This window comes from Parvibaculum sedimenti (assembly GCF_009184905.1).
In the GTDB taxonomy this organism is placed as follows: Bacteria; Pseudomonadota; Alphaproteobacteria; order Parvibaculales; family Parvibaculaceae; genus Parvibaculum; species Parvibaculum sedimenti.
The window spans coordinates 52689-78854 of the sequence record NZ_WESC01000007.1; the positions used below are offsets into that span (position 1 = coordinate 52689).

Genomic DNA, 26166 nt, shown 5'->3' on the forward strand with positions numbered 1-26166 from the left:
CCGCCAATTGCCTGAATCAATCTTTTTTCTTGAGTTTTTCGAGCACGGCGAAGGGATTCGGTCTCTTCTCTTCCTTTACCGGTTCGCTGGCGGGCGCCTCATCGACGCTCACGCCGGGCTTGCGCGGATAGGGATCAAGCGCGAGCGCGAGCTGCTCGGCAACCATCTCCCCGACGTCAATGTGACCGGCCTCGATAGGCTCTGGCGGCTCCTCGCTGTCGGTGTCGATGATGATCTCGCGCTCCGAGCCAGGGCCCCCGACCGCCTCTTCCAGCATCTCTGCGGGAAGGTAATGCACCTTGAACTTTTCGCTGAGCTTTGCCGGCACTGGCTCAAGCGTCACCACGCAAGCCTGCACGACTTCCGCCTCGAACCGACCTTCGAGAGCGACGCCGAGCCTGCGCCAATGCTTCGCGGTCGCCGTTCCCTTCAGCGATTTCAGCTCTATGAGGTCAAAACGCTTCGTGAGCGCCGCGCGCTCGGCGGCCGTCGCCTCGAACGAGATTTCACGTCCCTGCGGCGGAATATCGTCAAGGCTGAGCTCGATGCTGAATTCAGGTTTAGGCAGCGTGGTCACGCGTTATTGCTTTCCGAAAATGAGGCCGGCGCATCGGCAAAGGATAGCCGGCCCGCCAGAATGTCTTCATTCGGCTCACGGCCTAGCACCACAGCGCAGTTTCGTACATAGCCCGCCAGCGCCGCGACGTCGGAAGCCGTCGGATCGAGCCCGGCAAAGACATTGCGACGGAGAGCATCCTGCAGCGTCGTTTCATCCTGAGCGTCGAGACCCGCGTCATAAGCCGCCATGCGCCCATAAAAGGCTTGAGCCATGCCCTTGATCTTCTTGCCGACCGCAAGGTCGCTTACACCCATTTCGCGCAGCGTCTGGTCCATATCGTCGAACATGATGTCGAAAAGGCGCTGCGCAACCTCTTTGGCGGGCTCTCCCGCCGCTTTCAACCGCCGCAGCACCAGAAAGGCATGGAGCGAAACCATCTCAAAACGGCCCTCCACAGTGTCCGGCACCCCGGCATGGAGGTAAAACGCCGGCATACGCGCCTGGGCCACCAGCCCCCGGTAGAGCCCAAACGGCACTTCATCGCGGTCCGAGCGACCGAAAATCCTTTTCCATATCATAGCTTACTCCACTGCTCGGGCCTGGGACGTTCATGTCCCGCTCAGAAGCAGATTGAATTTACCGGGCGACAAGGGTAGGTCAATCTAACATCTATGGGCCAGGAGGGTTCTCCAACATGACTTCTCAACGTCCGCGGCGCCGCGCGGGTCTGCTGCTCGCCGTGGCTTGCCTGACTGCGGTCAGCACCGCCGCCCTTATGGGGTGCTCGCCGGTCGTCGAGCAGCGCGGCTATATCCTCGACGAAAAGAACCTGAAAAGGATCAAACCCCACCAGACGACCCTGGAGCAGGTCCAGGACATCATGGGGTCGCCTTCGACCAGTTCGACCATTCAGAACGGTCCGGGCGGAGAAGCCTTCTATTACATCAGCAGCAAGTTCGAGACGGATGCCTTCTATCCGCCCGAGGAAGTAGACCGCACTGTCGTCGCTATCTACTTCACCAAGGAAAAGGTGGTCGACGAAGTCGCCTACTACGGGCTGCAGGATGGCCAGATCGTCGACCTGCAGACACGCACCACGCCGACCCGCGGCAAGGAACTCACCGTTCTCGGCCAGATATTCAGCAACCTCGGCCGCTTCAACAAGGCGACCGACTCAAAGAAGGGTTCGGGCACGAGCCCGGTTCCGGGTCGCCCCGGCGGCTGATCGTTTCCGCAGCGCGCTGCGAATATATAAATACAAAAGGCCCCGCGGTTCCCGCGGGGCCTTTTTCTTTGGGTCGCTGCAGGTCAGTGCGCGAGCACGGCGAGCAGCAGCAAGGCCACGATGTTCGTGATCTTGATCATCGGGTTCACAGCCGGACCGGCGGTGTCCTTGTAGGGATCGCCAACCGTATCGCCGGTAACGGCGGCCTTGTGGGCATCGGAGCCCTTGCCGCCGTAATGGCCGTCCTCGATGTACTTCTTCGCATTATCCCAGGCGCCGCCGCCTGAGGTCATGGAAAGCGCGACGAAGAGGCCCGTCACAATGACGCCGAGCAGCATCGCGCCGACAGCCGAGAATGCCTCGGACTTGCCCGCAATCTGCAGCACGACGAAATAGACGACGATGGGCGAGAGAACCGGCAGCAGCGAGGGAATGATCATTTCCTTGATCGCCGCCTTGGTCAGCATGTCGACCGCGCGCGCATAATCGGGCTTCGAGGTGCCCGCCATGATGCCCGGATCGGCCTTGAACTGACGGCGCACTTCCTCGACGACGGCGCCCGCCGCCCGGCCGACGGCCGTCATGCCCATCGAACCGAAGAGATAGGGCAACAGGCCGCCGATGAAGAGGCCAACCACCACATAGGGGTTCGAGAGCGAGAAGTCAGGCGTGACGCCGATGAAGTAAGGATGCGTTTCCGGCGAGGCCGAGAAGAAGTTCAGATCTTGCGTATAGGCCGCAAAAAGCACCAGCGCACCGAGGCCCGCCGAACCGATCGCATAGCCCTTGGTGACCGCCTTCGTCGTATTGCCCACGGCGTCGAGCGCGTCCGTCGTCTTGCGGACGTTGGCCGGCAGATCGGCCATTTCGGCAATACCGCCCGCATTGTCCGTAACCGGACCGAAGGCGTCGAGCGCGACGACCATACCGGCAAGTGCCAGCATCGTCGAAACGGCGATGGCGATGCCGAAAAGACCGGCGAGATTATAGGTGACGAGAATGCCAGCCACGATGGTGAGAGCCGGCAGAGCCGTCGCTTCCATGGAGATGGCAAGGCCCTGGATCACGTTGGTGCCGTGGCCCGTGACCGACGCGGCCGCAACGCTGCGCACCGGGCGGAAATTGACGCCCGTGTAGTATTCCGTGATCCAGACAATGAGGCCCGTCACCGCAAGGCCGCTGACCCCGCAGGCATAGAGGCTCATGCCGGAGAAGGTCTGCGTGCCGACCGTGAAGACCGAGTCGAAGCCGACGATCCTGTCCGTGACAAACCAGAGCGCGCCGAGCGACAGGATCGCCGAGGCAATGAAGCCCTTGTAGAGGGCATTCATGATGTTGTTGCTCTTGCCGAGACGAACGAAGAACACACCGATGATCGAGGTGATGATGCAGGAGCCGCCAATGGCAAGCGGATAGGTCATCATGTCGACAACCGACACGCTGCTGCCGCCCGCGAAGAAGATCGAGGCGAGAACCATGGTCGCAACGAGCGTTACCGCATAGGTTTCGAAAAGGTCGGCGGCCATGCCGGCGCAGTCGCCGACATTGTCGCCCACATTGTCGGCGATCGTCGCCGGGTTGCGCGGATCGTCCTCGGGAATGCCCGCTTCGACCTTGCCGACGAGATCGCCGCCGACATCCGCACCCTTGGTGAAGATACCGCCGCCGAGACGCGCGAAGATCGAGATCAGCGAAGCGCCAAAGCCGAGCGCGACCAGCGCGTCGATCACTTCGCGCGAATTGGCTTCAAAGCCGAGATAGCCCGTAAGCACCGCGAAATAGACCGTCACGGACAGAAGCGCGAGACCGGCGACGAGCATGCCCGTGACCGTGCCCGCGCGGAACGCGATGGAAAGACCCGCCGCAAGGCTCTTCGACGAGGCCTGCGTGGTGCGAACATTCGCGCGCACGGAGACCAGCATGCCGATGTAACCCGCCGCGCCCGAAAGCGTTGCGCCGACAAGAAAGCCGAAGCCGACCTTGATCCCCAGAAGCCAGGACAGCAGAACGAAAATGACAAGGCCGACAATGCCGATGGTGGTGTATTGCCGGTTCAGATAGGCGCCCGCTCCCTCCTGGATCGCCGCAGCGATCTCCTGCATACGCGCATTACCGGGGTCAGCCGACAGAACCGAACGACCCGCAAAAATGCCGTACAGGATTGCGAGACCCCCGCAACCTATTATTGACCACAACGCAGTGCTCATTATTTTTGATTCCCTTTGACTTAAGTCACCGGGACTGTCGCCTGCGACCACGCGGTCCGGCGAGTCCTCCCCCTCCAGAACGTAGTAGATACGAAAGCATGCCAATTGCCCGGCTGGAAAGCAACCGGAGGCAGCCATGGGCCGCGCGCTTATGCGACGCAGACGGGGGCTTAGAAATGCGTGAATCCAAGCCGGCTGAACGTCAGCGGCCGGCCATGCGAATCGACCGCATGGACCCCCTCCTCCCGACTCATGATTGTGCCGATGCGGGTAACAGGAACGTCTGATTCCGTCGCGGCCGCCGCGATGGCGGACGCATTTTCGGGCGCGGCCGCAAAGAGAAGCTCATAGTCGTCGCCGCCTGTCAGCGCTGTTCCGAACCATGACGAATTGGCGTCCACCGCATGGGAGGCAGCAGGCGAAAGCGGGATCCGCGCGCCCTCGATGCGCGCGCCGACGCGGGAGGTTTCGCACATATGGGTCAGATCCGCCATGAGCCCATCCGACACGTCAAGCGCGGCACTTGCGAGGCCGATGAGGCGCGGCCCCAATGCGTTGCGCGGCTGAGGGCATCTGTAGCGATCAATGAGGAACTGGATATCTTCCAGTGTGCCGCCGAGTTGCCCTTCGGCCGCGGCCAGTCCGAGCGCACCGTCACCGATCGTGCCTGACACATAAATGTCGTCACCTGGTCGCGCGCCAGAGCGGCGCAGCAATTTGCCGCGCGGCACCTCGCCTATCGCGGTCACCGAGAACGTGAGCGGCCCCGGCGTCGAAACCGTGTCACCGCCCCAGAGCGATATGCCGAATGTCTGCTGATCGCGGCACAGTCCTGCCGCGAAGCTCTCGATCCAGGCGAGGCTTGTATCCGGCCGCCACGAAGTCACGAGGAGATAGCCGCGCGGAATAGCCCCCTTGGCGGCGAGGTCGGAAAGGTTCACCCGCAACAGCTTTTGCGCAATGCCGTCCGCCGGGTCTGAGCTGAGGAAATGCACCCCCTCGACAATGGCGTCGACCGTGAGCACGAGTTCCATGCCCTCGCCCGGGCTGAAGACGGCGGCATCATCGGTCAGTCCGAATGCCCCCGGCGCTTCGGCCGACAGCGGCGCGAAGACTTGTTCGATCAGGCTGAATTCGTCAGGACGATCCGGCTGCGACATCACTCGCACCACCCGCCTTGCGCGCGCTCGCGCCAAGCCTGTCGAGCACGGCATTGACGACGCCAGACTCGTCGCCTTCGAAGAAGGCGTGGGCCACATCGACATATTCGTTGATGACGACCTTCACCGGCACATTCTTGCAGCGGCGTAGCTCGTAGACTCCCGCGCGAAGGATCGCGCGGAGCGTCGCGTCGAGGCGCGTCAGTGACCAGTTCTTTGCCAGCGCGCCATTGATCGCCATATCGATGTCGCGCTGCTCGCGCACGACGCCACGAATGATGTCTTCGAAATGCGCTTCGTCAGCGCGCGGATAGACGTCGCCCTCGATCTCCTGGCCGAAACGGTGATGCACGAACTCATCGACGATATCGTCGAGCTGCGTGCCCGCGACATCCATCTGATAGAGCGCCTGCACCGCACCGAGCCGCGCGGCACTGCGCGCGCTGTTGTCGAGATTTTTACCGCCCGGTACGGGCGGCTCAGCAGAAGCCATCATTTTGGCTGCACCTTGCGTCATGCGCCCAAGCTGCGCTTGAGATCGATCATATCCAGGCAGGCCCGCGCAGCACCGCCGCCCTTGTTCTTATCCGTCACCCGGACGCGGGCCAGCGCCTGCGCCTCGTTCTCGACCGTCTGGATGCCGTTGCCGAGCGCCAGAGAACGCTCGACCGAGAGATCCATTAGCGCACGCGCCGACTCGTTGGAAACAATATCATAATGCGTGGTCTCCCCGCGAATGACGCAGCCGAGCACCACAAAACCGTCGATCCGCCGCGACGCCGCACCATGCGCCATGGCATCGAGAGCGAATTTGACCGCCGCCGGGATTTCCAGCACGCCGGGAACCGACACACGCTCCCAGGTCGCGCCGCGCGCCTCGATTTCGGCAATGGCACCCCGCGCCAGCTCATCGGCGAGATGTTCGTAGAACCGAGCCTCGATGATGAGGATATGGGCCTTGGTCGTCTTCAAGATGCGGACTCCTTCGCCTTCTTTTCGCTCTGCCCGCGCTTGCCGGCACTGATCGCCCTCTGGCCGATGATCTTCAGGCCATAGCCATCGAGGCCGACGATGCTGCGGTCGGTATCGGAAAGAAGGATCATGTCGTGAACGCCGAGGTCTAGCAGGATCTGGGCGCCGACGCCATATTCGCGCAGGCGACGCGGCATACGCTGCTCGATGTTTTCACCCTTGCGCAGCAAGAGATCCGAAACGACCGTCGCCGTCGTGTCACGAATGAGCACGACGACGCCGCGCCCCTCCTCGGAGATGATCTCCATCGCATCCTTCAACAGGTCGGATCGCCCGCCAGACGCGCCGAGAATGTCGTCGAACACGTTCATTGCATGCATGCGCACCAGAACCGGCTCGGAGGTCGAGATGTCACCCTTCACCAGCGCGATATGCTCGGCATATTCGACAGTGTTCAGATAGACCATCATCTTGAACTCTCCGCCGAACTTGCTTTCCAGTTCGGTTTCGATGGCCCGATGGATGAAGTGGTCATAGCGGCGGCGATAGGAAATCAGATCGGCGATCGTCGCGATCTTGAGGCCATGAAGCTGCGCGAACTGCACCAGATCGGGCAGACGCGCCATGGTGCCGTCGTCATTCATGATCTCGCAGATGACACCCGAGGGATAAAGCCCGGCGAGACGCGCGATATCGACCGCAGCTTCGGTATGACCGGCGCGGACGAGCACACCGCCATCTTTGGCGACGAGCGGGAAAACGTGACCGGGCGAAACGATATCGTTCTGGCCCTTGGTCGGGTCGATGGCGACCGAGACGGTATGGGCGCGGTCATGCGCCGAAATGCCGGTCGAGATGCCTTCGCGCGCTTCAATGGAGACGGTGAAGGCCGTCTGGTTGCGCGACTGGTTGTTCGACGACATGAACTGCAGATTGAGCTGCTTCGCACGGTCGTTGGTGAGCGAAAGGCAGATCAGGCCGCGGCCGTATTTCGCCATGAAGTTGACGGCTTCAGGCGTACACATCTGGGCGGGGATGACGAGATCGCCTTCGTTTTCACGATCCTCGGCGTCGACAAGAATGAACATCTTGCCGTTGCGGGCGTCCTCGATCACCTCTTCGATGGGCGACAGGTATTCCTTGTACACGGGTGTCAGTCCTTTTCTGCGAGCCGGGCCACATACCGCGCCAGCATGTCGATTTCAAGATTTACGGAATTTCCGGCCTTTGCCTGCCCCCAGGTGGTGACGGCCTGCGTGTGGGGAATGATGTTGACGCCGAAACGCGCCCTCATCTCGTCATCGACGCGGACGTCTTCCACCTCATTGACGGTGAGCGACGTGCCGTCGATGGTCACCGAGCCTTTGGGGGCAATGAATTTGCGAAGCGCGGCAGGCGCTTCGAACGTAAAGCGCATAGAGTCGCCTTCCGGGTGCATGTCGACGATCCTGCCGACGCCGTCGACATGGCCGCTGACGATGTGACCGCCGAGTTCATCGCCCGCCTTGAGCGCGCGTTCGAGGTTGATCGCAGTGCCCTGTTTCCAGCTCCCGAGCGTCGTGCAACCAAGCGTTTCGCCCGAAGCATCGACCGCGAACCAGTTGCGCTCCGCGCCGCGCCCTTTTTCGATCACGGTCAGGCAGCAACCCGAACAGGCAATGGAGGCGCCAAGTGCGATCGTGTCGGGGTCGTAGTTCGTCTCGATGACGAAGCGCGTGTCGCCGCGCGTTTCGACGGATTTGATCCGTCCGACATCGGTGATGATACCCGTGAACATTCAGCCTCGCACCACATAGCTTGAAAGAGTGTCCTCGCCGAGGAAGACGGTCCGCGTCAGCGCCAGCGACGGCGCCTTATCGAGCAGCTCGATACCGAGCGACGCAATTCCGGAATAGCCGTCACCACCAATGATGCGCGAGGCGCGGAACCATTCGATGCGGTCGACAAGATGCGCCGAGATGAGCGAGGCCGCGAGCCGCGCTCCGCCCTCAACCAACAGCCGCGTCACTCCACGCTCCGCGAGACGGCGCATCGCCGCCTTCATGTCCATCAACCCATCCGTACCCGGCTGAATGTCGATAAGCTCCGCGCCGCAGTCGACAAAGGCGGCACGCCGCGCAGAGTCCCCGCCCGGCAGCGTGAGAATCCAGAGTGGAATTTTCTTCGCATCGCGCACCAGCTTCGAGGTGAGCGGCAAGCGCAAGCGCCCATCAGCAATGATGCGCACCGGCGATTGACCTTCGAGGCCCGGGAGGCGGCAGGTAAGTTCGGGATCGTCGACAACCGCTGTGGCACTGCCGACCATGATCGCGTCATGCGTCGCGCGGAGATAATGGCCGCGGGCGCGGGCGCCCTCGCCCGTGATCCAGCGGCTCTGACCGCCATGCGTCGCTGTCTTCCCATCGGCGGAAGTCGCGAGCTTCAACGTCACCAGCGGACGATCTTCGGTGACCTTCTGCAGGAAGCCCTGATTGAGATCGCGTGCTTCCGTTTCGCAGACGTCCTCGACGACCTCAATGCCCGCCTTGCGAAGCATGTCGTAACCCTTGCCTGCGACGCGGGGGTCCGGATCGGAGACGGCGCCGACCAGGCGGGCGATACCGGCGGCGATCAGCGCTTCGGCACAGGGGGGCGTCTTGCCGTGATGGGCGCAGGGTTCGAGCGTGACATAGGCGGTGGCGCCCCTGGCGGCGGCGCCCGCTCGGGCCAAAGCCTCGGTCTCGGCGTGGGGTCTGCCGCCCTTCTGGGTCCAGCCGCGTCCAACGACGATGCCATCCTTGACGATGACGCAGCCGACGGCCGGATTGGGCGCAACAATGCCGAGGCCGCGAGCCGCGAGGCTCAGCGCCATCTTCATGAAATCAGTGTCTTTCGACTTGTTCGTGGCTTTCGCCATCTCGCATCCCAATCTGTCTGTTGGGGCGAGATCGGTCAGCGGTCGTCGTCGACCTCGTCCCGGCCCGGGCCGCTCAGTTCGCCCAGAAACTCCTCGAAATCCTTCGCTTCGTGGAAATTCTTGTAGACCGAAGCGAAACGGACATATGCGACGGCGTCGATGGAGCTCAGGCCTTCCATAACGAGCCGCCCGACAACAGAGGACGGAATCTCGCTTTCGCCCATGCTTTCGAGCCGGCGCACAATGCCGCTCACCATACGCTCCACGCGCTCCTGCTCAACTGGGCGTTTGCGCATCGCGATTTGCACGGAACGCATGAGTTTGTCGCGATCGAAGGGAACCCGGCGTCCGCTGGCCTTGATAATGGTCAGCTCGCGCAACTGGACCCGCTCGAAAGTGGTGAACCGGCCGCCGCAAGCGGTGCAGAAGCGTCGCCTCCGGATGGAGGTATTGTCCTCGGTCGGACGTGAGTCCTTGACCTGCGTATCTTCATTTCCGCAATACGGACAACGCATCCCCTCAGACCCCCGCCTTTTTCATCGAACAGACCTCAAATCGCCGCCTTGCGATGACCCTACTTCGGACCACCATAGATCGGGAACTGCTTGCAGAGACCGAGCACGCGTTCGCGCACCGAGGCCTCGACCTTCGCGTTCCCCTCTTCGCCATTCTGCGAAAGCCCCGTCAGGACCTCCGTGATGAGCTTGCCGACCTGCTGGAACTCGGCCACGCCGAAACCGCGCGTCGTGCCCGCAGGCGTTCCGAGGCGTACGCCTGACGTGATGGTCGGCTTCTCGGGGTCGAAGGGAATGCCGTTCTTGTTGCAGGTGATGCTGGCCCGCTCCAGTGCCGCCTCTGCAACCTTGCCGGTAAGCTTCTTGGGGCGCAGATCGACGAGCATCAGATGCGTGTCGGTGCCGCCCGACACGATGGCAAAGCCCGCGTCAGCGAGCGTTGCAGCAAGCGCGCGGGCGTTGTCGACGACCGACTGCGCATAGAGCTTGAAGCCCGGACGCAGCGCCTCGCCAAAGGCGACAGCCTTGCCCGCGATCACATGCATCAGCGGGCCGCCCTGAATGCCGGGGAAGATCGCCGAGTTGATCTTCTTGCCGATATCCTCGTTGTTCGAAAGGATCATGCCGCCGCGCGGGCCGCGCAGCGTCTTGTGCGTCGTTGTCGTGACCACGTCGGCATAGGGCAGCGGGCTCGGATGGACGCCGCCCGCGACGAGGCCTGCGAAATGCGCCATATCGACCATGAGCAGCGCGCCCACGCTGTCGGCGATGGCGCGGAAGGCCTTGAAGTCGATGATACGCGGATAGGCCGAACCGCCCGCAATGATGAGCTTGGGCTGGTGCTTCTTCGCCAGATCCTCAACCTCATTGAGATCGATCTGATGATCCTGCTGGCGCACACCGTACTGCACCGCATGAAACCACTTGCCCGACTGGTTCGGCGCGGCGCCATGCGTGAGATGGCCGCCTGCGGCGAGGCTCATGCCCATGATGGTTTCGCCCGGCTTCAGCAACGCCATCATGACACCCTGGTTCGCCTGTGAGCCGGAATTGGGCTGCACATTCACGAAGGCGCAGTCGAAGAGTTTCTTCGCGCGTTCGATCGCGAGATTTTCAGCGATGTCGACGAATTCGCAGCCGCCGTAATAGCGGCGTCCGGGATAACCCTCGGCGTATTTGTTCGTCATGATCGAGCCCTGCGCTTCGAGCACAGCGCGTGAGACGATGTTCTCCGACGCAATCAGTTCGATCTGCGTCTGCTGGCGCCCGAGCTCCAGCTCGATGGCGCGCAGGATGTCGGGATCACTCTCCGCAAGGCTGTCGTTGAAGAAACCGGCAGGTACTGCCTGCCCAGTTGCCGCATTGCTCGATGACATCGATTGAACCTTGTTCGCCGGAAAATTGAACCAGACGGGTATTCGGATTGCGGACCCGGATGGCCCAATACTGGACACCGGACCTGGGCTATATTCGGCCCCGCCTCTGCGCGCGTGATACCACATATCGCCTCGTGAAGCCAACGCGCTACATGATCAACGGGCTGCGCGGGTGGGGCCTGCCGGAGGCGCATTCACGGTCGGGGAGACGAAGGATTAAGCCGGCGTAATGAAACGGCCGATCTGCACAATCCTCGTCCAAATGTATTCAAATTCATAACACGATTATTACGTCTATACCTGCTTCCCATCCCGATTTTAGTGTCGGTGATCTCCGCAGTGGCCGCGGCGTACCTTGATCTCCACAGACTTAACGAGATAAAACAAACTCAATATTTCGCATCACGATTCGGTCGATTGCGACGACCGCACCGAAGAGAAGGCCTCCAGACGATGAGCGAGAGCAAGGGCATGACCGAAGTGACCTCAATGGGGCTTCTCGGCCTCGCGAGCAACATCATCTCCGCCTATCTGAGCAGGAATACTGTCCCCGCCAATGACCTGCCGAACCTGATCCGAACCGTCCACACCACCCTCTCCGAACTTGAAGCGGGCAAGGCGCAAGGGCCGGCGCAGGAACTCACACCTGCCGTGCCGGTCAAAAAGTCGGTCGCGCCCGACTACATCGTCTGTCTCGAAGACGGCAAGAAGCTGAAAATGCTGAAGCGGTATCTCCGCTCGCAATACGGCATGTCGCCGGAGGAATATCGGGCGCGGTGGAGCCTGCCGCTCGACTATCCGATGGTGGCACCAAACTACGCCGCGCAGCGTTCGCGCCTCGCCAAGCAGATCGGCCTCGGCCGCGCCAGCACGCAAGGGACTCGCGGCCGCAAGCGCAAGTAATCGCTGCCTGGAAGTAAATCGCTAGACGATTATTCCGCCGCCGCCGCGCCCACCCTTTTCGGGCGTGGGTTTTTCTGGCGCTCTGCCGAGCCCATCCATTTCGCGCAAAATTCTTTGCTGCAATTTATGAAGTGCGAGCCGCTCAAGGTCGCGTTGCGGCGCACCCAACGGGCCGAGCACCGAGGCTTCGGCGCCCGTCGCGCAATCCACCGCCGTCACCTTCACGCTGGCGCCGAGCGGCATATATTCGAAAATCACTTCGCGGGGTTCGCCCGGCTGTCCGCCGGGCGTCGAGGGACTGCCGGATTTCCCCTCAGGCGGCACGCCGGATTTTCCGCCGCGTCCAGACCTGATCGAGCGCCCTCACGAGGTCGTCCATCATTTCGTCCGTGTGGACCGGGCAAGGCGTGAAGCGCAACCGCTCCGTGCCGCGCGGCACGGTCGGATAGTTAATCGGCTGCACATAGATATCGTGGTCGTTGAGCAGATCGTCAGTCACCTGCTTGCAAATGACCGGATCGCCGACCATCACCGGCACGATATGGCTTTCGCACATCATCACGGGAAGGCCCGCGGCCGCGAGCTTGGCGCGCAGCGTGGCGGCACGCTCCTGATGCTGTTCGCGTTCCACATTGCTCGTCTTGAGATGACGCACCGAGGCGAGGACACCTGCGACGAGCACCGGCGCAAGCGAGGTCGAGAAGATGAAGCCCGGCGCATAGGAGCGCACGACATCGACCAGCACCGAGGAGCCGGCAATATAACCGCCCATGACGCCAAAGCCCTTGGCCAGCGTGCCTTCGATGATATCGACCTTGTCGAGCACACCGTCGCGCTCGGCAATGCCGCCGCCGCGCGGGCCGTAGAGGCCGACCGCATGTACTTCGTCGAGATAAGTCAACGCGCCATATTTATGCGCGAGATCGCAAATCTCGCCGATCGGCGCAATGTCGCCATCCATGGAATAAACGGATTCGAAGGCCACGATCTTCGGCTGTTCGGGATCGATATCCTTCAGCAGCTGTTCGAGATGCGCAAGGTCGTTATGCTTCCACAGACGCTTCGGACCACCGCCGCGCTTGATGCCTTCGATCATCGAGGCGTGGTTCATCGCATCGGAGATGATGACGCAATCGCCGAGAACGCGCGCCAGCGTCGAAAGCGTCGCGTCATTCGCGGCATAGCCCGACGTGAAAAGAAGCGAGGCTTCCTTCTGGTGAAGGTCGGCAAGCTCGGCTTCGAGATCGACATGATAATGCGTGGTGCCGGAGATGTTCCGCGTACCACCCGAACCCGCGCCGCATTCATCGATCGCGCGATGCATCGCATCGAGCACGATCGGATGCTGCCCCATGCCGAGATAGTCGTTGGAGCACCAGACAACGATGTCGCGTGCGCCTTCGGGCGTGTGGAACGTCGCGCGGGGAAAATCGCCACGATGGCGAAGGATGTCGGCAAAAACGCGGTAGCGACCTTCATCCTTCACGGAGCGGAGCGCATCGGCGAGCTTGGTCTGATAGTCCATGGCCGTAACCCTGTTCTTACTTCGGCCTTCGCAACGGCGAAAAGCTGGCCTCCGGCCGGCTCCCGTCGCCTTGTGCCCCATTTAGTAACACACATTATCTTTCGGAGGCAGTTATGAGCTGCCACGAATTGTCGCATTAACTTCACTGCGCGACCATCAGGGTTATTACGAGGTCCAAAGCCCTCTTTCAACAAGAACCGCTTTAAGAACCGCCGACCGGTCGGTCATGAGCCCGTCCACGCCGAGGTCAATCAGCCTGTTCATTTCGGCCGGCTCGTCGATGGTCCAGACATGAACCTGAAGCCCCAATTCGTGCGCGCGGGCGATAAGCGCCTCGTCCGCAAGGGGAATGCCATGATTGCTGACGGGTATCTGGGCGCAACCCCCGGCGAATCCGCCCCAGAGGAAACCCGCCCCGCCACTCCAGCTCGACAGCCGCAAACGCAGCGTCTCCATGCGGGCAAGGCCTGTGCAGAGCCGCGGCCCCAGAGCCTCCCTGACGGCCTGGATGCGGGCGCCGGAAAAGGAGGTGACGCAGACACGGTCGACCACACCGCTCGCCTTCAAGGCGCGGACGAGCGGCGCTACGGCATTGTCACGCTTCGGGTCGATGTTGAGGCGAAGCTCCGGCCAGGCGAGCAGCAGCTCCTCCAGCCTCGGTATGGGCTCCCGGCCGCCGACGCGGGCCTTGGCCACATCCGCGTAATCCATCTCGGCAATTGTCCCCGAACAATCCGTTACGCGATCGAGTTCGTCGTCGTGAAAGGCGAGCAACACGCCGTCGCGTGTCGCATGGACATCGGTTTCCACATAGCGGTAGCCGAGATCCACCGCGGCCTGAAAGGCGGGCATGGTGTTCTCCGGCCAGTCCCCCGCGCCGCCGCGATGGGCGAAGGCCAGAACCCCGTCATGCTCAAGATATGGAAATCCAGCAGGCCGCCGTGTCGCCATCTCCCCGCTCCCCCAACGACTCGCCCGGCCGGGTGAGTCGGCCTCAAGTCTAGACTAATTGGACAGAGCGCTCTGCTTCGTGTCGCGGCGATAGACGTCGTTGCGGAAGTTGACCGTGCCGTCGCTGTCGACCCAGGCCGTCAGGTAGAGCATGTAAATCGGCACGGGCGCCGCGAGCGCCGCATCCATATGCTCGCCGCCTGCAATCGTTGCGTCGATGCGGGCGCGGTTCCAGCTCCCTGTTCCCGCCAGAAGCCAGGCCGCAAGGTCGCGCACTCCCTCCACCCGGACGCAGCCCGAGCTGAAATTCCGCGCGCCCCGGCTGAAGAGCGATTTCACAGGCGTATCGTGGAGATAAACCGAATAGGGGTTGGGAAAGTTCACCTTCACCGTTCCGAGCGAGTTGAGCCTGCTCGGGTCCTGACGCAGCCTGTAGCGAGAAGTGACGGCGGGCGACGACCAGTCAACGCTGGCGGAGCTCACCTCCCGCTCCGCGCCGTTCGACCACTTCAGAACGCGAATGCCCATGCGCTCCAGAAAACGTGGATCGGCCTTGATCTTCGGAAGCAAGTCCTTCACCGCAATAGACTGCGGCACGTTCCAATAGGGATTGAGCGTGACGGAATTGATGCGGCTCGAATATTCCGGCGTCTGACGATCTTCCTTGCCGACGATGACGCGCTTGCGCAGCGCGATGCGGCCATTCTCCACCGCCTCGACTTCCTGACCGGCGATATTGACGAAGACATAGCGCTGCCCGACCTTCGGTGCGACCTCGTTGAGCCGCTTGAGATTGACCTCGAGCTGCCGGATGCGGGCGGCGACTGGAACATTCATGGCTGCAATCGTCGCATGGCCAGCCGTGCCATCGAGCGGCAGCCCATGGCGCGCCTGAAAGCGGCGGACCCCCTCCGCGAGCCCCCGGTCGAAAAGCAAAGGATCTCCGCTTCCCGCCGCCATGTCGCCGGTGGCGATCAGGCGCTTGCGGATCAGCGCCACGCGGGCATCGCGGATGCCCTGCTCGAGTCGCTCGCCATCCGGAATCCGGCCCCAGCCACCCCGCCTCGCGATCTCTTTGTAAGCCGCAATGGCGCGGACGACCGGCCAGAAGCCCTCATCGCTGAGTGTGGGAACGTTCGATTTTGCCAGCGGGGCTTCAGCGGCCTCAGCCGCTGCACTCGGCGGCGCCCAGGGGTCGATCCATTGCGGCTCCCCGGCGCCCGAGGCGGCAGCAGGCGTCCCGGCGCAGGCGAAAATCGCCAGCAGCGCCAGAATGTCAAAGCCCCCGATCTTCCCGAACCGCTTCAATGCCCTGCTCCGATTAGTCATTTTGGCCCGCAAAGTGCGGCTTTGGGACATTCCGAGCCCCAAAACGACTGCAGCGCGCCTTGGTTCGAGGCGCGCTGCAAGAGCCGTGCTTGGTCCGCCGGTTTTAGAGGCGGTAGCGGATCTGATCGGTCCAGAAGCGCTCGAGCTTGTGGAGCGTCGAATTGATGAGCTTCAGCTCCGCAATGCTGATGTCACCCACTTCGGCGACCGAGCGGCAATGCTTGTTGTAAAGATCGTCGATGGACTTGCAGATGGCGCGGCCCTTGTCCGTCAGACGGACGCGCACCGAGCGGCGGTCCAGCCGGGAGCGCTGATGGCTGATATAGCCTGCCTCGACGAGCTTTTTCAGATTGTAGGAGACGTTGGAGCCGAGATAATGGCCGCGCGTGCGCAGCTCGCCCGCCGTCATTTCCGCATCGCCAATGTTGAAAAGCAGCAGCGCCTGGACGCTGTTGATCTCCGAGCAGCCGATCCGGTCCAGTTCATCCTTGATCACATCGAGAAGGCGGCGATGCAGGCGCTCCACATAGGTGAGCGCCTCCAGATAGGCGGGTTTGCTCGCCACATTGTCGGTGGGCGCGATTGCCATGCTGGCTTGGGTCGTCGTCATAGCCATGGATTTGGCCTCTCAACAGCAGATATATTTGGACTGGGGTGGTAAAAATGACCCCGTTAAGGACCGAACATATCCAGTCGCGTCCTAACGACTGGTTTAAACTCTCGTCAAATTGGCCCAAAAACTTCTCTCGTATAGACCCTAGTGCCTATATGTGCTCTTGAGCCGCAACATTGCCCGCTGAGCAGGCTTGTCGAGGCCGAGGTTACGGCGGTATGAGTTTCGCCCATGAAAACACAGCCCCGCTCCGCCGCCGCCTTTCCCGCCATCCGCATGCGCCGCAACCGCAAGGCGGACTGGTCACGCCGCCTCGTCTCCGAGAACAGCCTCTCGGCGAACGACCTGATCTGGCCGCTCTTCCTCGTTGAAGGCACGTCGAAGCGCGAGGCCATCCCCTCGATGCCCGGCGTCGAGCGGCTCTCGGTCGATGAGTCGGTGCGAGCTGCTGAAGAAGCGGTCTCCCTCGGCATTCCGGTGATCGCCCTCTTCCCGCATACGCCGATGGAAAAGCGCGACCCCATGGGCTCGCTCGCGACCGATCCGGACAATCTCGTCTGCCAGGCGACGCGGGCAATCAAGAAGGCATTTCCGCAGATCGGCGTGCTCTGCGACGCGGCGCTCGATCCCTTCACCAGCCACGGCCATGACGGGCTGATGGATGGCGACCGCATTCTCAACGACGAGACGGTCGAGGCGCTGATCAAGCAGTCGCTCATTCAGGTGGAAGCAGGCTGCGACATTATCGCGCCGTCCGACATGATGGACGGGCGCATCGGCGCGATCCGCGCGGCGCTCGAAAATGCCGGGCATACCGACACGCAGATCATGTCCTATGCGGCCAAATACGCCTCGGCCTTCTACGGCCCCTTCCGCGACGCCATCGGCTCGTCCGGCGCGCTCAAGGGCGACAAGCGCACCTACCAGATGGACCCCGCCAATACCGACGAGGCGCTGCGCGAAGTCGCGCTCGACATCGCCGAAGGCGCGGACATGGTCATGGTGAAGCCCGGCATGCCCTATCTCGACGTTCTCCACCGCGTGAAGCAGGAATTCGGCCTGCCGACCTTCGCCTATCAGGTGTCGGGCGAATACGCGATGCTCGCCGGAGCCATCCAGAATGGATGGCTCGACCGCGACCGCGTGATCCTTGAGAGCCTGTTGGCCTTCAAGCGCGCCGGCGCCGATGGCGTGCTCACCTATTTTGCGCCGGCCGCCGCAAGGCTCCTGCAGCAGCGCTAAACGCCTGCCCAGGCTTTGGTCATTTTAGATGCCGCCTGCCCACTTTGCGGCAGGTTCGCTCGTTCATGCGCGCCGAGAGTCGCGGCTTCGCCTTACACTTCCATTTGCATGCAATTTGCATCGTCCCGCCCGTAATTCGATCAGGCGAAGGCGAGGCAACTCAATGAATATCGTGCGGACGGGGAACGGCATCAGGAATTTCACAGGCACGGGCCTTACCGCCCGCAAGGTCGATTTCACCGAAATTCCTCAAATCGACTTTGCCCCGATGGCAAGCGACGACATCGCCGACCGACTGAAGGTCGCCGCCGAGCTGAAAGACGCCTGTGTGAATGTCGGCTTCTTCTACCTCAAAAATCACAGGGTGCCGCAGGAAGTGATCGACGCGACCTTCGGCGCCGCGAAACGCTATTTCGCAACATCGCTCGAAGAGAAGATGCGGCTTCACGTCGCCAAGTCCACCAATCATCGCGGCTACGGACCGCTGCTCGAGGAAAACACGGATCCGACGGCGAAGGGCGACTTGCACGAAGCCTTCGACCTCTCGCTCGATATTCCGGCGGACGATCCGGAGGTTCTCGCCGGCCATACGCTGCACGGGCCCAATGTCTGGCCCGAGAGCATGCCCAACTTCCGCGAGCCGCTGACGCGCTATTACGACGAGATGATTCTGCTCGGCCGACGCATCTTCCAGGCATTTGCGCTCGCGCTGGAACTCGACGAGGATTTCTTCGCGCCCATGATCAAGCGTCCCGGCAGCTCGATGCGCGTTCTCTACTATCCGCCGCAGGAAGGTGTCATCGATGAAAAGCAGATCGGCATAGGTGCGCATTCCGACTATGAGTGCTTCACCATTCTCGCCCAGGGCGGCGACGTCGAGGCGTTGCAGGTTCTCAACGCCAAGGGCGAGTGGATTTCCGCGCCGCCGATACACGGCGCCTTCGTCGTCAATATCGGCGATCAGATGGCGCGCTGGTCGAACGATCTCTTCAAATCGACGCTCCATCGCGCCATCAATCGCAGCGGGCGCGAACGCTACTCGATCCCGTTCTTCTATGGCTGCGACTATGCAACCGTGCTGACGCCGCTACCCAATTGCGTCGACGGAGAGCACCCCGCCAAATACGAACCCGTCACGGCTTATGAATATGTGTCGGGCCGCTTTGCGGAGACATATGGCTACTTCAAAAAGGAAGAAGCCTGAGCGCAGTCAGGATAGTCCCGCCAGCCGCAACGACGCCATCCCGTGAAGCAATGCAAGGCCACCGGCCTCCTCGACGAGCTCGGAGACATGCGCAACCTCGTCATGCCGCTTCGCGGCTGAACCTCGATCGGCTAGCGGCCCGAACATTATTGAGTAGCGCCCCGGAAAATCGCCTGCAAAAGCGAGATAGGTGTCGCGCCTCGACCGCGCGCTGCTCACGCTCTCAAGATCGGTGATCAGGATCTCGAAACCTTCGAGGACGACAGCTCCGAGAAGCGCGTCGAGATTGGCGAAGTGCCGATAGGGCGCCGCTTCGGAAACGCCCGCTCGCCGCGCCGCCGCACGAAGCGTTAGCGCCTCGGGCCCACGAATATCGATCAATGTCATCGCCGCTTCGAGCAAGGCATGCCTGAGATCGCCGTGATGATATTGGGTCTTTTGTCCCCTCAGCCTTGCCCGCATCTCCGGCGTTCCTCGTTTGTGCGCACGCTCTTTATGTTATCGCCGTTAACATATATCACATGTATAAATAAAGAACGACACAGGAACTTGCGGCATTTCAAACAATGTCCTCATGTCCGTCTATCTGAACAACCGTGTCCGTGTAGAAGCCGTTGAAGGCGGTTTGCATACCGATCGAATAAGCGCCCATGCGACGGAACTCGATCCAGTCGCCTTCGGCAATGCCGTCCGGCAGTTCGAATTCAACCCCGAAAACATCGAGGCTGTCGCAAGTTGGCCCGAAGATTCGGAAGCTCTTTGCTTCTCCCGTCACCGGAACGCAACGACCGTCGCGGCGCCCGAGCGCACGAACCGGCGGCTTCAGTGGCCCGAGCTGTATCTCGGCGAGGCAACCATAAATGCCGTCATTGATGTAGAGGTCGCTGCCCTTGCGAAGCTGCACCTGCGCGAGCACCGAGCAGCCATCGGCAACAAGTGCGCGGCCCGGCTCCGCATATAGCGGCAAGTCGAGCTTGAGTTCTGCGCGCGCCGCCTTGACGACCGAGAAGAATGTCTCGATCGGCGGAACGGGATCGCCATACTCGGCGGGATAGCCGCCGCCAACGTCGATATAGTCGATCGGCACATTGGCGCGTTGCGCAATGACCGCCGCCTCTGCCATGGCGACGCGATAGGCTTCCGGGTCGGGGCACTGGCTGCCGACGTGGAATGCGATTGCCGTGCGCATTCCGCGACGGTTCGCCTCCTTCAACAACGCAACGGCATCGTCAGGCACCGCGCCGAACTTCGACGAGAGATTATAGACGGCCGCCCCTTTGGGCGTCGCGATCCGCACCTCCACGGTAATGCCGGTGCCAACGACATCACAGAGCTTGTCCAACTCATCGATGTGATCGACCACATAATGTTCAAGCCCGTAAACCTCGTGCGCCGACTCCAATGCGCCCCGGCTTTTCACCGGATGGTTGAAGTAGCAATGAGCGTCCGGAAAGAGCTCCGAGACCTTGGCGATCTCGGGCAGGGAGGCCGTATCGAAATGCCGCACGCCAGCGGCGTAGAGCGCGCGAAGCACATGCGGATCAGGATTGCATTTCACCGCGTAGAGGACGGTGCCCGGAAAGCCGTCGAGGAACGCCCTCGCCCGGTCCTTGAGTATTTCGGGAAAGACCATGAACACGGGATAAGACGGGTTAAGCCGTTCGATGACATCGGCGACGGAACGAAACCTGACTTCTTTCACGTGTTGGCCCTTTCGATCAGCGTCTCACTTCAGCAGCCGCGCAATGAGGCTCGATGTATCCCAGCGGCCGCCATCCATTGTCTGCACTTCACCATAGAACTGGTCAACCAGCGCAGTGACAGGAAGATGCGCGCCATTCGCCCGCGCCTCTTCGAGACAGATGGCGAGGTCCTTGCGCATCCAGTCCACTGCGAAGCCGTGATTGAACTCACCAGCTATCATCGTCTTGTAACGGTTTTCCATCTGCCAGGATTGCGCCGCGCCCTTGGAGATGACGTCGATGACGGCCTCGGGATCGAGCCCCGCCTTCATCGCGAATTGGATGCCTTCCGAAAGCGCCTCGACGAGGCCCGCAATGCAGATCTGGTTGACCATCTTGGTGAGCTGCCCGGCGCCCGCAGGCCCCAGGCGCCTGACGGCCCGGGCATAGGCCGCAATGATCGGCTCTACAGCCGCGTAGCTTGCCAACTCGCCACCCGCCATGACGGTGAGGGCGCCATTTTGCGCACCCGCCTGCCCGCCCGATACCGGCGCGTCAACAAAGCCGAGACCGCGCTCCCGCGCCGCCGCGTCGAGTTCGCGGGCGAGTTCCGCAGAGGCCGTCGTATGGTCGACAAAGATTGCGCCACGGTCCATCGCGTCGAACGCGCCCCCGGCACCCGTCGTTACCTGACGCACATCGTCGTCGTTTCCGACACAGGCGAAGACGAAGCGAGCACCCTTCGCGGCTTCGCCAGGGGTCGGGGCGGCGCGCCCGCCATGCTCCGCGGTCCATTTGGCCGCTTTTTCGGCTGTCCGGTTGTAGACGGTCACATCGTGACCGGCCTTGGCCAGATGCCCCGCCATGGGATAGCCCATGACACCGAGCCCCAGGAACGCAACTTTCTCCGCCATTATCGCCTCGCCTTGCCTGCAATACCTTGCCATGCACTGTTTCTAGCAGGCAGGGACCGAAATTCAAACGGAGCTGACCGGCGACTTTAATCCGTATACAAATCGACTATTTCACTTCGCCCTCGGCGGCGATGCGTCCGGTCTTGCAGAGCGTTGAGGACTCATTGCCGCATTCCGCATAATAGAGGCGGACGACGGAGCCATCCGCCGTGAGGTCGTAGCAGTCTTTCGTGCCGTAATTGATGATATCCGACTGATGGCACCAGCGGTCGCCCTCGACCCACCAATGGCCCTCGCCGCTCTCGCTCCGCGTCGAGGAATATTGGCTGTGATAGGTCTGGAAGTAGTAATGCGTGAGCGTCACCTTGCTCGTGCCATCCGCGTGAAGCTCGATCACTGTATTGATGAGGCGATTGCTTCCCTGCTGGTCGAGACGGCCCATTTCGAGGTGAAACTCCCGCCCACCCATGCGCGTGCGTATGTCGTTGCCGGTGAGCGCGACGCCTTTATGGGCCGGTATCGGATCAAGAACGTCTGTGGCTGGCGCAACGGGCATGATCCCCGCGCCTTTCAGCCCCTCTTTCGGTTGCTCGACCGGCTTTTCAATGACCTTTGGCGGCCTGGGACGCGAGGCCTTGCGCGCCGGCTTCGGCTCGGGCTTCGGCTTCGGCTCGATCTTGGGCGGCGGCGGCAATTCCCTGGGCTTTGGTGTCGGGAAGATCGTAACCGCGACGAGCCGCTCGGCTCGCGGCAGCATATCGTCCTCTGATGTCACGATGAAATAGACCGGCACATGCACCAGAAGCGCGAACGCAAGCCCCCAATAGCGCAGACGACTGCGGCGCGGACGCGCCCAGCCTTGAGCGGAGAATGCCGCATGAGCCGAATCGATTGAAACCATAGCTGCGCCGTGCGCCGCCTGCGCGGCACAACCTCCCTCTCTGGCCGGGACTGGCTACACGGAAATTACGGTTCCTCCCCGGAACCTCACTCCCCATTCGCGACGTTTTTATATCGCGAGAGCCTCCCTTTTAGTAATTTGGCATTACGAAACCACCGGGGAAGCGACGCGTCAAGCCGCGTGTCGTATCCGACAAGAATTTAAAACAGGCAGCATAATGCCGCATAATCCGGATACGGATTGGTTGGGGGGAGACGCGAAGTGGCAAAGCACAGAGAGGATGCCGGGCGCATTGCAGGCAGCACGCCTTCGGACAAAGACATCGACACTCGCCTGTCGCCGCAATATTTTCTGAACCTCATCACCGAGGTCGGTGCCCTGCTCGCGAAGCTCTATGACCGGCGCAGCGGCCTCAGCCGCAACCAGACTCAAATCATCACCGCCCTCCTGCAGCATGACGGCCAGACGCAGACCGACCTCGCGCAGGAGCTTCACATCCACAAGGTCTCGATCGGGATTTATGTGAACGAGCTGGAAGCGCTCGGCCTGGTGGAGCGCCGCGCGCATCCGACCGACCGTCGCGCCAAGTGCATCTACCTGACGCCGCTGCTCCATGCACACAAGGATCAGGGCATGGCCCATTACGCCGACATTCACAATGCGGCGATCGATGGTATAGGGCTGGATGAATATCTGACCATGCTCGACTGCATCGCACTCATGCGCGGCAATCTCGTCAGAACCGACGGCATGGACCAGGCCGGGGCCTGAAACTCAGGGCGTCCCCTCGGCAAGGCCCTTGTAGCCGCCACGATGATAGAGCAGCGGGCGTCCGTCTTCCGAATATTCGAAATGCAGGACGCGGCCGATAAAGATGATGTGGTCGCCGCCCTCATGCCGCGCCTCGACGCTGCACTCGAAATGCGCCAACGCCTCCTCCAGCGCCGGGCAGCCATTGCAGGCGCCGGTGCGGAGCGCCAGCCCTTCGAGGCTGTGATCGCCCTGCTTCGACAGGCGGTTGGAAATGTCGCGATGATCCTCGCGCAGCACGTTCACCGTGAAGCCCGTCACCGCCTCGAAGACCGGCAGCGTGTCCGACTTGCGATCGAGGCTCCAGAGCACCAGAGGCGGATCGAGAGAAACGGAGGAGAAGGAATTCACCGTTATTCCGATCGGCGGGCGGCCTTCGAGCTGGGCCGTGATCACCGCCACGCCGGTCGTAAAGCAACCCAGCGCATTGCGGAACTTGCGAGTGTCGTGCGTCATTTGGGGCGATCTTCTCCCTGTACCAACCTTCCGGGACTGCCGCTTCAGGCGGCTTTTGTCCGACGGCCAATCGGTTAAATCCCAGTAAATTGGCCCGCGCAACCCGCAGCCAGCGCAAATCCAACGTTTTTTCTGCAAAACCAGCGGATTAAACCCGCTGTTAATCGCAAGCCGACAGAATGCCTGTGTCGGGGTGCGACGGCACCTTTGTGGGGTTCTTAATAGAAAGTATCGGGCGCGATGAAGCTGCTCATCGGCATGTTCGTTGTTCTGGCCAGCGTCTTCGGCGGCTATCTCGCCAATGGCGGGCACATAGCCGTGCTCTTCCAGCCCTTCGAACTTCTCATCATTCTCGGCGCGGCCATGGGCGGCTTCATCATCGGCAATCCGCCGGCGGTGCTCAAAGCCATGGGCGGCATGTTCGGTACGCTGTTCAAGGGTTCGCGCTATGACAAGAGCGCCTATCTCGAACTGCTCGGCCTTCAGTTCACGCTCTTCAAGCTCGCCAAGAGCAAGGGCAATCTCGCGCTTGAGGCGCATATCGAAAACCCCGCCGAATCCGCGATCTTCGCGCAGTTTCCCCGCTTCGCGTCAGACCACCACGCAGTCGAGTTCATGTGTGACTACCTGCGCATGATCACGCTCGGCACGGAGGTTGCGCATGAGCTTGAAGCGCTGATGGACGAGGAGCTCGAAACGCATCATCAGGAGCGCGAGCGCATCGTGATGAGCCTTCAGTCGCTCGCCGATGGCACACCCGCCCTTGGCATCGTCGCGGCCGTGCTCGGCGTCATCCACACCATGGGCTCGATCACCGAGCCGCCGGAAGTTCTCGGCCATCTGATCGGGGGCGCGCTTGTCGGCACATTCCTCGGCGTCCTCTGCGCCTATGGCTTCTTCAGCCCGATGGCACAGTCGCTGCGCAACATCTACGAAGCCGAAGATAAATATTATCTCTCCATGAAGGCCGGCCTCCTCGCGCATATGTCGGGCTACGCGCCCGCCGTTTCGATCGAGTTCGCCCGCAAGGCCCTCATGTCGGATGTGCGCCCGACCTTCATCGAAGTGGAGCAGTCGACGGCCAATCTGCAACCCGCAGCGGGCTGAACGCACGCACGTAACGGGAGGCCAGGATGGCCGTATCGAACGAACAACCGATCATCATCAAGCGCATCAAGAAGCAGGCTCATGCCCATCACGGCGGCGCCTGGAAGATCGCTTATGCCGACTTCGTGACGGCGATGATGGCCTTCTTTCTGCTGATGTGGCTCATCAGCATGACGACCCCGGAGCAGAAGCAGGGGCTCGCCGATTACTTCGCGCCCGCAAGTGTCAGCCGCTCGACCAGCGGTGCCGGCGGCGTTCTGGGCGGCACCGCCTTCGAACTCGAAGGCGCGCGCATGGCCGGCTCCGCGCCCCGCGTGGTCATGACCATCTCGACGCCCGCCGCGCCGAAAAGCCCCGAGACGAACGACAAGCGCACAGCCAGTGCGTCGAACGGCACGATGGAGTCCACCAACTCCACTCAATCCTCGCCCAGCCAGACGACATCGAACGCTGCCGCCGCCGAAGCCATATCGCGCGACGAACAGAATTTCCGCAGCGCCGCCGAAAGCCTGCGCCAGGCGATGCAGAACGACCCCGATCTCGCCGAGCTGTCGAAGAACGTCATCATCGACGAGACACCCGAAGGCCTGCGTGTGCAGATCGTCGATCAGGACGGGCGCTCCATGTTCCCCTCCGGCCTTGCCGAACCCTATGAGCGGACACGAAAGCTGATCGAGGCCGTCGCCAAGATCGTGATGAAGCTCCCGAACCGCATCAGCATTTCCGGCCACACGGACTCGACGCCCTTTACCGGAGCGCCCGGTTACGGAAACTGGGAACTGACGTCCGACCGCGCCAATGCCGCACGCCGCATCATGGCGCGGCAGGGCCTTCCCGGCGACCGCATCTATCAGGTCGTCGGCAAGGCCGACTCCGAGCCGCTTTTCCCTGAAGATCCCCACATGGCTGCAAACCGGCGCCTGTCGATCGTGCTGCTCCGCGAAGCCCCTGCCATGCCGGCCAACTTCAAGCCCTGACCGACCCGGCCTTGCAGTGGTCCTGTCCGTCGCCTATCTCAAAGGGGTCTGAGGAACAGGGAGCTTGCGGGCGAGATGAGCGACGAAAACAGTCTGGTCGGGCTCGAACCCGCCCGGTCCGGCGGCTATGACTGGCCCAGGGGCACTTTCGACGGGATCATCGCGGCCCGGGCACTTGCCTATATCGCCGACCTTCTGGTGCTGTTGGTCATCATCACCGCAGCGATCATCGTCTTCGGCATTCTGGGAATTCTGACCTTCGGCCTTTTATGGCCCGGAGCGGCGCTGACGCCGCTCATAACGCTTGCCTATTTCGTCCTCAGCCTCGGCGGGCCCAACTCCGCGACGCCCGGCATGCGCTGGCAGGGAATCGAGCTCAGGACCTGGGACGGGCGGCGCCCCGGTTATCTCCAGGCGGCGCTACAGACAATCCTCTTCTATATAACGGTCGGCATCAGTTGGGCCGTGGTCCTCATCGTGCCCTTCTTCAACGAGCGCCGCCGCGGCCTGCACGACTTCCTCTGCGGCACGGTCGTCGTCCATCGCGAGCCGGTCTGAGCCGCGCAAGGGGGCTCGTCATCGGGCGCCTTCGCCATTATCCTGTGTCCATTGAGGATCAGGCATCGGTGTGCAAGGCGATCG

The 26166-nt window shown here is 61.9% G+C and carries 29 protein-coding genes; 8 read left to right on the forward strand and 21 right to left on the reverse strand.

The window, feature by feature from the left end; all coding sequences use genetic code 11:
• Window positions 1-16: 16 nt before the first annotated feature.
• Complete coding sequence (locus F2P47_RS08905; RefSeq protein WP_152216003.1) at window positions 17-577, reverse strand: YceD family protein; 561 nt, start codon at window positions 575-577, stop codon at window positions 17-19.
• Window positions 574-1137, reverse strand: a complete 564-nt coding sequence (locus F2P47_RS08910; RefSeq protein ID WP_152216004.1) for a ubiquinol-cytochrome C chaperone family protein — start codon at window positions 1135-1137, stop codon at window positions 574-576. The genes F2P47_RS08905 and F2P47_RS08910 overlap by 4 nt, the downstream gene beginning before the upstream one ends.
• A gap of 116 nt (window positions 1138-1253) precedes the next feature.
• Between F2P47_RS08910 and F2P47_RS08915 the strand changes: the two genes are divergently transcribed.
• On the forward strand, window positions 1254-1784 hold the full coding sequence (locus tag F2P47_RS08915) for an outer membrane protein assembly factor BamE (RefSeq protein ID WP_152216005.1): 531 nt from the start codon (window positions 1254-1256) through the stop codon (window positions 1782-1784).
• 83 nt (window positions 1785-1867) lie between these two features.
• Here F2P47_RS08915 and F2P47_RS08920 read toward each other — a convergent pair whose 3' ends face one another.
• From F2P47_RS08920 to glyA, 9 genes are all read right to left on the reverse strand, one after another.
• Window positions 1868-3991, reverse strand: a complete 2124-nt coding sequence (locus F2P47_RS08920) for a sodium-translocating pyrophosphatase (protein ID WP_152216006.1) — start codon at window positions 3989-3991, stop codon at window positions 1868-1870.
• 170 nt (window positions 3992-4161) lie between these two features.
• On the reverse strand, window positions 4162-5151 hold the full coding sequence (gene thiL / locus F2P47_RS08925) for a thiamine-phosphate kinase (RefSeq protein WP_152216007.1): 990 nt from the start codon (window positions 5149-5151) through the stop codon (window positions 4162-4164).
• Window positions 5129-5647, reverse strand: a complete 519-nt coding sequence (nusB, locus tag F2P47_RS08930; protein WP_152216008.1) for a transcription antitermination factor NusB — start codon at window positions 5645-5647, stop codon at window positions 5129-5131. Before nusB ends, thiL begins: the two co-directional genes overlap by 23 nt.
• A 17-nt stretch (window positions 5648-5664) precedes the next feature.
• Complete coding sequence (gene ribH, locus F2P47_RS08935) at window positions 5665-6126, reverse strand: 6,7-dimethyl-8-ribityllumazine synthase (RefSeq protein WP_204886610.1); 462 nt, start codon at window positions 6124-6126, stop codon at window positions 5665-5667.
• Window positions 6120-7271, reverse strand: coding sequence for a 3,4-dihydroxy-2-butanone-4-phosphate synthase (ribB, locus tag F2P47_RS08940; RefSeq protein ID WP_152216010.1), 1152 nt, complete (start codon window positions 7269-7271; stop codon window positions 6120-6122). Before ribB ends, ribH begins: the two co-directional genes overlap by 7 nt.
• A gap of 5 nt (window positions 7272-7276) precedes the next feature.
• Entirely contained in the window at window positions 7277-7900 is a 624-nt protein-coding gene (locus F2P47_RS08945; protein ID WP_152216011.1) for a riboflavin synthase, read from the reverse strand.
• On the reverse strand, window positions 7901-9019 hold the full coding sequence (gene ribD, locus F2P47_RS08950) for a bifunctional diaminohydroxyphosphoribosylaminopyrimidine deaminase/5-amino-6-(5-phosphoribosylamino)uracil reductase RibD (RefSeq protein WP_152216012.1): 1119 nt from the start codon (window positions 9017-9019) through the stop codon (window positions 7901-7903).
• Window positions 9020-9054: 35 nt separating this feature from the next.
• Entirely contained in the window at window positions 9055-9534 is a 480-nt protein-coding gene (nrdR, locus tag F2P47_RS08955; RefSeq protein ID WP_152216013.1) for a transcriptional regulator NrdR, read from the reverse strand.
• Window positions 9535-9593: 59 nt separating this feature from the next.
• Complete coding sequence (gene glyA / locus F2P47_RS08960; RefSeq protein WP_152216014.1) at window positions 9594-10910, reverse strand: serine hydroxymethyltransferase; 1317 nt, start codon at window positions 10908-10910, stop codon at window positions 9594-9596.
• A gap of 453 nt (window positions 10911-11363) precedes the next feature.
• Here glyA and F2P47_RS08965 point away from each other — a divergent pair, with 453 nt between their 5' ends.
• A complete protein-coding gene (locus F2P47_RS08965) occupies window positions 11364-11813 on the forward strand; it encodes a Ros/MucR family transcriptional regulator (RefSeq protein WP_152216015.1) in 450 nt (149 codons plus the stop codon).
• A 21-nt stretch (window positions 11814-11834) separates the two neighbouring features.
• Here the strand turns inward: F2P47_RS08965 and F2P47_RS08970 are convergent, their stop codons facing one another.
• The 5 genes from F2P47_RS08970 to ldtR all read right to left on the reverse strand — a co-directional run bounded on the left by F2P47_RS08970 (window position 11835) and on the right by ldtR (window position 16228).
• Window positions 11835-12137, reverse strand: coding sequence for a DUF6898 family protein (locus F2P47_RS08970; RefSeq protein ID WP_204886598.1), 303 nt, complete (start codon window positions 12135-12137; stop codon window positions 11835-11837).
• Complete coding sequence (gene hemA, locus F2P47_RS08975; protein WP_152216016.1) at window positions 12127-13338, reverse strand: 5-aminolevulinate synthase; 1212 nt, start codon at window positions 13336-13338, stop codon at window positions 12127-12129. Before hemA ends, F2P47_RS08970 begins: the two co-directional genes overlap by 11 nt.
• A gap of 165 nt (window positions 13339-13503) precedes the next feature.
• Window positions 13504-14289 carry a glycerophosphodiester phosphodiesterase family protein gene (locus tag F2P47_RS08980; protein WP_152216017.1) on the reverse strand — a complete coding sequence of 262 codons (786 nt, stop codon included), beginning with the start codon at window positions 14287-14289 and terminating at the stop codon, window positions 13504-13506.
• Between the two features lie 54 nt (window positions 14290-14343).
• Window positions 14344-15597 (reverse strand): L,D-transpeptidase family protein, encoded by a 1254-nt coding sequence (locus F2P47_RS08985; protein ID WP_185681038.1) that lies wholly within the window; start codon window positions 15595-15597, stop codon window positions 14344-14346.
• 124 nt (window positions 15598-15721) lie between these two features.
• Window positions 15722-16228 carry a transcriptional regulator LdtR gene (gene ldtR, locus F2P47_RS08990; RefSeq protein WP_422560991.1) on the reverse strand — a complete coding sequence of 169 codons (507 nt, stop codon included), beginning with the start codon at window positions 16226-16228 and terminating at the stop codon, window positions 15722-15724.
• A 234-nt stretch (window positions 16229-16462) separates the two neighbouring features.
• Here ldtR and hemB point away from each other — a divergent pair, with 234 nt between their 5' ends.
• A complete protein-coding gene (gene hemB, locus F2P47_RS08995; RefSeq protein WP_152216020.1) occupies window positions 16463-17473 on the forward strand; it encodes a porphobilinogen synthase in 1011 nt (336 codons plus the stop codon).
• Window positions 17474-17636: 163 nt separating this feature from the next.
• Entirely contained in the window at window positions 17637-18677 is a 1041-nt protein-coding gene (locus F2P47_RS09000; RefSeq protein ID WP_152216021.1) for an isopenicillin N synthase family dioxygenase, read from the forward strand.
• Between the two features lie 6 nt (window positions 18678-18683).
• Here the strand turns inward: F2P47_RS09000 and F2P47_RS09005 are convergent, their stop codons facing one another.
• The 4 genes from F2P47_RS09005 to F2P47_RS09020 form a co-directional block, all read right to left on the reverse strand.
• Complete coding sequence (locus F2P47_RS09005) at window positions 18684-19139, reverse strand: TetR/AcrR family transcriptional regulator (RefSeq protein ID WP_152216022.1); 456 nt, start codon at window positions 19137-19139, stop codon at window positions 18684-18686.
• 97 nt (window positions 19140-19236) lie between these two features.
• Window positions 19237-20379: a type III PLP-dependent enzyme gene (locus F2P47_RS09010; RefSeq protein WP_152216023.1), complete on the reverse strand. Its 1143-nt coding sequence runs from the start codon at window positions 20377-20379 to the stop codon at window positions 19237-19239.
• A 24-nt stretch (window positions 20380-20403) separates the two neighbouring features.
• On the reverse strand, window positions 20404-21273 hold the full coding sequence (locus F2P47_RS09015) for an NAD(P)-dependent oxidoreductase (RefSeq protein WP_152216024.1): 870 nt from the start codon (window positions 21271-21273) through the stop codon (window positions 20404-20406).
• A 106-nt stretch (window positions 21274-21379) separates the two neighbouring features.
• Window positions 21380-22174: a hypothetical protein gene (locus tag F2P47_RS09020; RefSeq protein ID WP_152216025.1), complete on the reverse strand. Its 795-nt coding sequence runs from the start codon at window positions 22172-22174 to the stop codon at window positions 21380-21382.
• A gap of 261 nt (window positions 22175-22435) precedes the next feature.
• On the opposite strand from F2P47_RS09020, the gene F2P47_RS09025 reads away from it, so the two are divergent.
• On the forward strand, window positions 22436-22945 hold the full coding sequence (locus tag F2P47_RS09025; RefSeq protein WP_185681040.1) for a MarR family winged helix-turn-helix transcriptional regulator: 510 nt from the start codon (window positions 22436-22438) through the stop codon (window positions 22943-22945).
• Window positions 22946-22948: 3 nt separating this feature from the next.
• Here the strand turns inward: F2P47_RS09025 and F2P47_RS09030 are convergent, their stop codons facing one another.
• Window positions 22949-23440: a flavin reductase family protein gene (locus tag F2P47_RS09030; RefSeq protein WP_152216027.1), complete on the reverse strand. Its 492-nt coding sequence runs from the start codon at window positions 23438-23440 to the stop codon at window positions 22949-22951.
• Window positions 23441-23680: 240 nt separating this feature from the next.
• On the opposite strand from F2P47_RS09030, the gene motA reads away from it, so the two are divergent.
• From motA to F2P47_RS09045, 3 genes are all read left to right on the forward strand, one after another.
• Window positions 23681-24547: a flagellar motor stator protein MotA gene (gene motA, locus F2P47_RS09035; protein WP_152216028.1), complete on the forward strand. Its 867-nt coding sequence runs from the start codon at window positions 23681-23683 to the stop codon at window positions 24545-24547.
• A gap of 26 nt (window positions 24548-24573) precedes the next feature.
• Window positions 24574-25524: a flagellar motor protein MotB gene (locus F2P47_RS09040; RefSeq protein ID WP_152216029.1), complete on the forward strand. Its 951-nt coding sequence runs from the start codon at window positions 24574-24576 to the stop codon at window positions 25522-25524.
• Window positions 25525-25599: 75 nt separating this feature from the next.
• Window positions 25600-26082, forward strand: a complete 483-nt coding sequence (locus F2P47_RS09045) for an RDD family protein (protein WP_152216030.1) — start codon at window positions 25600-25602, stop codon at window positions 26080-26082.
• Window positions 26083-26166 lie beyond the last annotated feature (84 nt).